The 1707-nt window shown below is 71.4% G+C and carries 2 protein-coding genes; both read left to right on the forward strand.

Annotated features, from left to right (window positions below):
- Positions 1–274: 274 nt before the first annotated feature.
- A complete protein-coding gene (locus EAD98_RS27230; protein WP_121656823.1) occupies positions 275–1138 on the forward strand; it encodes a TIGR00730 family Rossman fold protein in 864 nt (287 codons plus the stop codon).
- Complete coding sequence (locus EAD98_RS27235) at positions 1138–1683, forward strand: TIGR00730 family Rossman fold protein (protein ID WP_121656822.1); 546 nt, start codon at positions 1138–1140, stop codon at positions 1681–1683. The genes EAD98_RS27230 and EAD98_RS27235 overlap by 1 nt, the downstream gene beginning before the upstream one ends.
- The last annotated feature ends 24 nt before the right edge of the window (positions 1684–1707 follow it).

Genomic DNA, 1707 nt, shown 5'->3' on the forward strand with positions numbered 1-1707 from the left:
CCGGTGAGGTCGGTGGTGTGGGCCTCCAGCTGGCGGGCGCGGCGGCGCTCCGCCACCACGTCGCGGATCCGTCGCTGCATCTGCCGGCGGATCCGGACCCTCTCGTTGTTGCTGATCACGCTTGCTCCTCCCCCGAAGGCGCGCGCCGGGGCATACCCGGTATGTGAATAGTAAGACGTACGGGGAAGCGGAATAGTTGCCCAAGATCTCGAACTATTTCTCCGCGTCCTCGACCCGCCCCAGCAACGGCCGGGTGGACCACTACGGTTGCTCCATGAGCCAGAGCAACGGGCGGGAGGCGGGCCGCGGTCCCGGACAGGAGCGGCATCGGGGCGCGGTGACGCTGCGCCGGGGGGCGATTCCGAGCAGCACCGCCGACCAGCGACTGCTGGACTCGCGCGGGCGGGACGACTGGAAGACCAGGGATGCCTGGCGGGCGCTGCGGATCCTCTCCGAGTTCGTCGAGGGCTTCGACACGCTCGCCGACCTGCCGCCGGCGGTCAGCGTCTTCGGCTCCGCGCGCAGCGGCCCGGACACCGCCGAGTGCCGCCTGGCCGAGCAGGTGGGCGGCGCGCTCGCCCGGGCCGGCTACGCCGTGATCACCGGTGGTGGGCCGGGAGTGATGGAGGCCGCCAACCGGGGCGCCAGTGAGGCCGGCGGGCTCTCCGTCGGGCTCGGCATCGAGCTCCCGTTCGAGCAGGGCATCAACGAATGGGTCGACCTGGCCATCGACTTCCGCTACTTCTTCGCCCGCAAGACGATGTTCGTCAAGTACGCGCAGGCGTTCGTGGTGCTGCCCGGCGGGTTCGGCACCCTGGACGAGCTGTTCGAGGCGCTCACCCTGGTGCAGACCGGCAAGGTCACCCGGTTCCCGGTGGTGCTGATGGGGGTCGACTACTGGCAGGGGCTGCTCGACTGGATGCGCGACACGATGGCCGCCGGTGGCAAGATCGGGCCCGTCGACCTGGACCTGATCTGCCTCACCGACGACGTCAACGCGGCGGTCCGGCACATCATCGAGGCCGAGGCGACGCTCTCCGCCGAGCAGGAGGCGGTCCGCGACGAGGCCGTCGCCCGTACCGCCGCTGACCAGCAGGCCGCCGCGGAGCAGACGACCGACCGGCCGCGGGAGAGCTGATGGCGGCGATCTGTGTCTTCTGCGCCTCCTCCCGTACCCTCGACCAGCGCTGGCTGGACCTGGCCGCCGAGACCGGCGCGGAGCTGGCCCGGCGCGGGCACACGCTGGTCAGCGGCGGCGGCTGCGTCGGCATGATGGGCGCGGTGGCGGACGGCGCCCGGGCCGCCGGTGGCCGGACCCTGGGCGTCATCCCGCAGGCGCTGGTGGACCTGGAGGTCGCCGACCTGGCCTCGGACGAGCTGCTGGTGACCGACTCGATGGCCACCCGCAAGACCCTGATGATCGACAAGTCGGACGCGTTCCTCACCCTGCCCGGTGGGCTGGGCACCCTGGACGAGCTGTTCGAGGTCTGGACCACCTCCACCCTCGCCCTGCACACCAAGCCGATGGTGCTGATCGACACCGACGGTTTCTACCGGCCGCTGCTGGACTGGCTCGGCACGCTCGCCGACCAGCACTTCCTCAAGCCGGCCGGTCTCGATCTCCTCACCGTGGCCACCTCCGTCCCCGCCGCCCTGGACGCCCTCGAATCCCACCTGACCTGACCCCACCCCACCCCACCCCCCACC

This window comes from Micromonospora sp. CV4 (genome assembly GCF_003667455.1).
Classification (GTDB): domain Bacteria; phylum Actinomycetota; class Actinomycetes; order Mycobacteriales; family Micromonosporaceae; genus Micromonospora.